The 7,226-nt window shown below is 40.0% G+C and carries 4 protein-coding genes; all 4 read left to right on the top strand.

The features are described 5' to 3' along the window. Positions 1–696: 696 nt before the first annotated feature. Positions 697–3,393 carry a family 15 glucoamylase gene (locus tag FD50_RS10485; RefSeq protein ID WP_228888652.1) on the top strand — a complete coding sequence of 899 codons (2,697 nt, stop codon included), beginning with the start codon at positions 697–699 and terminating at the stop codon, positions 3,391–3,393. A gap of 470 nt (positions 3,394–3,863) precedes the next feature. Further along, complete coding sequence (locus tag FD50_RS10480) at positions 3,864–5,333, top strand: APC family permease (RefSeq protein WP_056961556.1); 1,470 nt, start codon at positions 3,864–3,866, stop codon at positions 5,331–5,333. Between the two features lie 452 nt (positions 5,334–5,785). Next, the gene (locus tag FD50_RS10475) at positions 5,786–6,103 is read left to right on the top strand and encodes a PadR family transcriptional regulator (protein WP_267476108.1); all 318 of its coding nucleotides are present in this window, start codon (positions 5,786–5,788) and stop codon (positions 6,101–6,103) included. Further along, positions 6,093–6,917: a DUF1129 domain-containing protein gene (locus FD50_RS10470; RefSeq protein ID WP_056961554.1), complete on the top strand. Its 825-nt coding sequence runs from the start codon at positions 6,093–6,095 to the stop codon at positions 6,915–6,917. Before FD50_RS10475 ends, FD50_RS10470 begins: the two co-directional genes overlap by 11 nt. Positions 6,918–7,226: the final 309 nt, after the last annotated feature.

Genomic DNA, 7,226 nt, shown 5'->3' with positions numbered 1-7,226 from the left:
TTGAGTACTAACTCGAAATTACGAAGATAGCGAGTACTTTGCTATGAGTAATTCGAGGTTAGACGGAGAATTTTGGGTTATGGAACACGTTTATACGGAATAAAAGAGGGACTGTGACAAAAGTTAAATTTTGTCACAGCCCCGTTTTATTATGGGGGAAATGGTTTCCATCAGCTACCTTCCTTCATTAATTTTAGTTTTGTAGTGTGATGATACAGATATTCAAAAAAAGGCTTTTTTTACGATACACTATCTTTAAAATAATACACTGAACAGGATAACTAGCACACTTATTAAATTAGCCAGGTTACCGCATAATTCCGACCTTAGTTCACGGATGTTAGACGCTGCAGCTCGCACTTTTTTGAACGTGTTCCCTGCAGCAGCCTCCTAAGACTAAGTTAGAATTACTTGTAACCAATCCCAGGTTACCGCATAATTCTGACCTTAGTCTACGGAGACTAGACGCTGCAGCTCACACTCCTTTATATTTGGCGCCAAATTTGCTTACATCTATAGTAGTGTATCTGTTATTTCATAATTAAGCATTCAAGTGATACAGTCTTGAGTTAAAAGCAGCGCTTGAATGAAAATTTATCTTATGAGGAGGAAAATTAAACTTAGAATTGTGAAGTAACTGAAGGGCAAAAGAAGGGAACGGGTTTGAAATCGTAAACATTATTGGGGGAATGTGTAATGCTTAGAACTAAAAAGTATTATAAATTTTTGTTTGTTTGGGGGATGACAATTTTAGCAACTTTTATGTGTTTATCTAAGACAGCTAAGGCTGCTGATTATACCGGGCATAATTCATGGGATCAACTGACAACCTCAAATGGAATCAGTGCAGGGATATATTCGCAGTCACAAAGAAAAATGACTAGATTTCAGCATCATATTTTTTCACACGAAAAAGAAGGCAGTACGACTCCTAATTATCTGTATGATGCCTATTTTGGCTTTAAAACTGATAACAATAAACCGACTTGGCTCGATCAAGTTGCTGTAAATAAAGCCGAATACGTAAACGGAACGAATATTATTCACGCGGCACAAAGTAGCGGTAATTTCTCCTTTGACAGTTATTATTTTACGCCCTTTTCCGGCACAGATGATGGCAGCTCATCATTAGTCTATCTGCTGTTAAAGGTTACAAATAACGGTCCAACGAGCAAACTTGGAGTCTTCTCGCAGCAAAATATGCATATGGGCAGTGATTACGGCACAAAAAATGAAGAAACTTCCTATAATACTTCAAATAATTATCTTAAAGAGTTTAATAATACAACCGGCAGCTTTGCGATTTATAAGAATTTGGTTGCGCAAAATCAAGCGTATCAAGCTGGCAACGGCACAAATGTACCGCGGACATTTTTAGATAACAATGCGGATTTGAACAACACTGCCCAGCAGACCGGAGATGACCTAGTTGCAGGTTTTGAGAACAAAGATGTGACCTTAGCGACTGGGCAAAGCAAATGGTTTGGTGTTGTGATTGGACTAAGAGAAGACGGCAATGAAGCTGCCCTAGCTCAGACGGTGGATGCCAATGCACAAACCGCTTTACAACAAGGACCAGAAGCCTTACTGAAGCAAGAAGAGACTTGGTGGCAGAATTGGCATGCGCATGAACAGATGCCAGCCGGGATGACTGCTCAAGAACAGGCTACTTATCGCCAATCAACTGCTGTTTTGAAAATGTCTCAGGTTAGAGAAAAAGGGACAGGAAATGGGCAAGTCTTGGCGAGTTTGATTCCTGGGGAGTGGAGTACCGCCTGGGTACGTGATGGTTCGTATTCAATTAAAGCACTGATTGATTCAGGACATTATCAAGAGGCAAAAGCAGCTTTGAATTTCTTCTTGAATGCGGCGATGCGTAAAGATTCAAGCGGTGATAATTATTACCAGAAGAACTATCTTGAGAATTCGAATCAAGCTGCGCCGACCTATGGGTTGAATACAAAGTTAAGTGCAAATTATTTGTTATCGGTGTGCCGTTATTTCGGAGATGGGTCAGAGGACTCAGACTACAATGATCAAGGACCGAATATAGAATTTGATGGCTGGGGACTGGTCTTGTGGGTCCTGAATGATTATGTCAAAAAGACCGGAGATTACAGCTTTTTGCTGAATAATCCGCAAGTTTTAAGTGCGCAAAAGTGGATTGATCGCAAACAGCAAATTGTGAACGATGCTCAAAGTAAATTAGAGCAGGCACAAAATCAAGTAGATGCCAAAAAGACAGCCGATACTCAGCAAAAAGATAAACAAACGGCACTTATTACAAGTGAAAAAGCCAAGCTCAAAGCGGCACAGGGCTGGATTGAGCGGAAAAAAGAGATTGTTAAGACTGCTAAAGTAAAATTAAAGCAGGCTCAGACACAGGTAGACAAAGAAAAGGCACGGGCTTGGTTACAGGCCAAGAAAAATGAACTTACACAGGAATTAAATAAACAAAATCAGGTTATTGCAACTGCTAAACAGCAAATTGAGGCAGCCAAGCAGCAAATCAAGCAGGCTCAGACTGAGCTGGCCACCGCAGTTCAGAATAAGACGAATGCAGCAACGTGGCTAGCTGCGAAAAAAGCCGAATTGACTAAGGAGAAAAACAAGCAAGAGCCGATTATTCAAGCAGGTATCAAAAATACAAATTGGGGTAAGATTACTGCCCAAGACGCGGACTTGTTAACAGAATTAGTTGATAAAAAGACTGGATTAATTCAACCGGATTCGTCAATTTGGGAGGAACACTGGACGCCCTTTACGGTATTAAAGAATGCGCCAGCCCGGCAGCAATTTGCCTTTACGAACATTACCACATGGGCGGGATTGAATTCCGCAGCTGAAATGGCCAAGGGATTGGGACTGACAGATTACTATCATAAGTATACTGCAGCAGCTGATAGTCTCAAGACAGCAGTCACGAAGAACTTGGTGGTTACAGAGAATGGAAAGCAAATAATTGCTTCATCACTTGAAAGAAAGGGAGATAGTGCTCATCAAAATGATGGATCAACTGTCGAGGCAATCAATACTGGAATGGTAGCACCAAATTCGACGTTAGCCCAAGGGATGATCACCGCTTTTAATGCTAACCTGCGAATTAAAACAGGGAGTACCCCAGGTTATATGCGAGATCAAGATGGAGATTTGTACGATTCAAGAGAATGGGGTTTTATTGACTTAAGGATTGCTGGTGCACTGGCTAAAATGGGTCAAAAGTCACAAGCCAAGGTGCTGCTTGATTGGATGACCAGTCAGGCTCAGGCCAATTATGAACTGATCCCGGAACTGCTGGATTATAACACGCAAGATTATGCCGGTTCAGTCCCGATGGGTGGCTTTGGTTCGGGTTCATATGTGTTGGCACTTAATGATTATTATAGTAATTAGGACGAATCTTATAGATAATGGATAGAATTAAGTAGGCGGAATTGACCCCAGAAACTCTTTTTTATTGTGCATCTTAGGTTATTCCTGCTTTGGCGGAGAATGTGTCATCAGTTAATCAAGTTTGAAATTAACGCGAAATTGCGAACAGCGGGCGTCCTTTGGAATGAATGTGTAATTCAAGGGTAGTCTCAAACAAGGGTTTTTGACTTATGAAACTTGCTTGTTCAGCATAAAATAGCGAGGAGCTGGGCTAAAAGTGAAATTTTAGTCTAGCTCCTTTACTTATTCCGGATTACTTTTAAGGTGCTTTGCAAATCAACTTTTTACCTATACAATAAACACTAGCATAAATTGAAAAGAGAAATTTAGCAAATGAAAGCACTGTGGACCTTATTTCATGCCAAACCGCCTAACCTGAAGTTTAAGTGTGCCTACAAACTTTAATCTTTCAGGAGGAGTAATAAGACAATATGAATTTTTTAGCTACTAAGAGCCATTATATAAGTTGGCCTGTGATTGCTTTTTTGGATTTCGTGACGATTATCGGGTTTGATGATCTGCTTTATCCGTTGCAAAATCAAGGCTTATCAGTTGTTTTTACATGGGTATTTATGGTCTTGACGTTCGTGATTCCCTATGAGATGTCCGTTAGTCAATTAGGTGCAACTTTCACTGAACAAGAAGATGGTGGGCTTTCTTCTTGGGTACGTCATAGTACTACAGATACTTTGGGATACTGGACAGCTTGGATGTATTGGGCAGCTAGCCTGCCTTATATTGTGGATGTTGCAAATTCAGTGGTTGTTTCCTTTGGATGGATGATAACAGGTGACAATTCTTTAGGAAAACAGATGTCGAATTTTACGTTTGGCTTGTTGACTTTTATCATTATCCTGATTTTTATTTTGTTACAGAATTTTTTTAAACATTCGATGGAAGTCATGGCGACAATTGGCGGAGGTGCCATGTTTTTGATGACAGTTCTTTTTGTGGTCATGACTGGTTATTCTTTGTTGCATGGCGGTAAAATTGCGACGCAACCTTTTAATCTAGGCTCTTTTATCCCCCACTTTAGTATGCAGTATTTCTCTACAACCGGTCTTTTAATGTTTGCAGTGTGTGGGGCGGAGCTTGTTGCCCCCTATTTGATTCGCATGCGCAACCCTAAAGGAGACTTTCCCAAAGCAATGTGGTTAGTTGCAATTATGACCGCCTTTTTGACGGTTTTTGGAACACTCTCGCTTGCAATTTTCTTCAACGCCAACAACTTGCCACACGACCTTAAAATGAATGGTTCATATTATGCTTTTCAATTACTGGGTCAACGTTTAGGGCTGGGGAACTTTTTATTAGCTATTTTCGCGATTGTGCAGGCGATTTATATGATGGCACAATTAGCTGTACTGCTTGATGCGGCCAGCTGGGTAATTGCTGGTGATACTGCGGCAGACTTCATGCCTCGCTGGATGAGTAAACGCAATAAAAACGGACGCCCAATCAATAGTTATGTTTTAACTAGCGGGTTGTGTCTTTTCCTGTTATTGATGAGTGGAACCTTGCCTGATATCAATTCAATCTTCAACTGGCTGCTCAATTTGAACGGAATTGTGTTTCCTTTTAAAAATTGCTGGGTCTTTTTAGCTTTTATTGCGGTAAGATTGCAGGCTGATAAATTTGATGCGGCGTTTGTATTCATTAAAAATAAAACAGTCGCAGTAGCTGTGGGCAGTTGGTGCTTTGTGTTCTCACTGGTCTGTGCCCTGCTGAGCTTCATTCCTCAGGATGTCAAATTCGCCACGGCAGCATACGACCAACAATTACTGATGAATCTTTTTTCAGTATTTGTGCTGTTTGGAGCAGGCTTAATTATGCCGCTGTGGGCACGGTTAGAGCGGCGAAAGTTGCGTAGTGAAGGGGATCAATACTCTGCTGAGAAATAAATATTTTTAAGATGGAATTTAAAAAGCTTTTGTCCTTAGATTGATTGATAAATTATAGGATGAAGGCTTTTTTTATGATAAAACTGTATAAATATGTATACTACATTCGTAATTTTTGGACGCAGTTACCATTTAAAAAAAATACCAGGGGACGATCACAGAGATTAAGTGGCAGCAGCAATTTAAAAATTCGGAGGAGGTCGGATTAAAAAGGTGGTCAAACAGGGAGAATTAATGAAATTCATTAAAGCGGACTATTAAGCTGCTTTGATGGATTTTTGCGTATTAAGATCTTTATTAATAGAAATTTAGCGCTGAAAATAGCGATCGCGGAAAGAAACCTAAAATCTTATTCAACTAATATGCTTTACAAACTAGCTGAATACGAGTATTATCTAGTTTGTAAAACATGTTAGTGAGGTGAGATAGTGGCTAAAGATAACGATACACAAATGTTAAAAGGAATTCTTCAAGGCTGCATGCTGTTTTTGCTTGCTGAAAATGAACTGTACGGTTACGCAATTGGAGAAGCTCTTTCCAAATATGGATTTGATGAGATCCCCAAAGGCACGATTTATCCACTGCTCATGACAATGGAAAAGAAAGGATTGCTTAATAGTCGGATGAAATCGTCACCAGATGGTCCTAACCGAAAATATTATTCTTTGACTGCAGCTGGAGTGGTGGCAAAACAAACTTTTGCAAATCAATGGCATGTTCTCTCTCAAAGTGTGGAACGGCTAATTCAGGAGGAAAATAATGAAAGCTGACAAAATAATTGCTGACAATAAGCAACAACGTGCCAAGCTATCAACGGGAAATAAAGCCTATTATGAGAATTTAACCCTTTTTATGCGCGGACACGGTACCTTAAAAAATGATATGGTGCTTGAGTCAAGTCTACTTGAGATTTTAAATGATTTAATACAAGCTCAAAGAAATGGGATCAGCGCGCGTGAGTATTATGGTAAAACGCCACAAGCTCAGGCCCAAGAATTGCTAGCAGCAATGCCCAATGATATCAAAGGTTTTATTGTATTTGTATTTGGCTTATTGTTTGAACTGATTGGCATGTTTACCCTAAATGACCTTGTTTTGCCTGGGAGCAGCCTAGATGTCGGGCGCTTGTTGTTGCAAGCAGCTGTTATGGTTCCTTTTCCGTTTATGATTCTGTGGTGTGTTGGAAGTGCTGCATTAAAAGCTACCGGAAAGCTCGAAGCTGTATTCAATGGGATCATCTATGGTGGGATTATGCTGGCACTTGGAATTGTCATGCTGTTAAATTTAGTACATACATCGCTAATTGTGAGACCAGCGGACCATGTGGTGCTGCTAGTTGCTGGCAGTTTGCTTATCGGCGGTCTGATCTGGATTAGCATTCAGCGTCCCAAATTACCGTTTATTTTTATAACGATCTATCTGATGCTTCAACTGTTATTAGCAATGTTGTATCGAATTCCTGCGACAAAAAATATTATGACCGCCAAATTAGACTTGGGTGTGTGGACTTGGCCCCTTGTGCTGCTCATCGGAATGTTGCTTGTGTGTCTTGTGGGTTTGTTTATATGGAAACATAAAAAGTAGCAGGTTAAAAGGTTCAGCAGGCGACTAAGCAGTTGATAATTAAATATTTCTGATTTTTAAAACTGATATAAAATTAAAAGCATTCATTTGAGTTAAAAAAATTGAAGCTGTTGGAACAGACAAACTTAAAAAAGAGAGTGAGACAAAAGGTATTTAGTTAGCGAGCATTAACAGTGTCAGACGGATAATTTCGGGATGGAAAAGCTGACGTACGGGATTAAGTGTAGCTAATTGCCTTTTGGTCCACGTTTCAGAAAAATCAAGGAAATCAAAAAAGGGGCTGTGACAAAAGTTAACTTTTGTCACAGT

The sequence above is a fragment of the Liquorilactobacillus satsumensis DSM 16230 = JCM 12392 genome (assembly GCF_001435195.1).
Lineage (GTDB): Bacteria > Bacillota > Bacilli > Lactobacillales > Lactobacillaceae > Liquorilactobacillus > Liquorilactobacillus satsumensis.
This window is presented reverse-complemented; position numbering and strand designations above follow the sequence as displayed.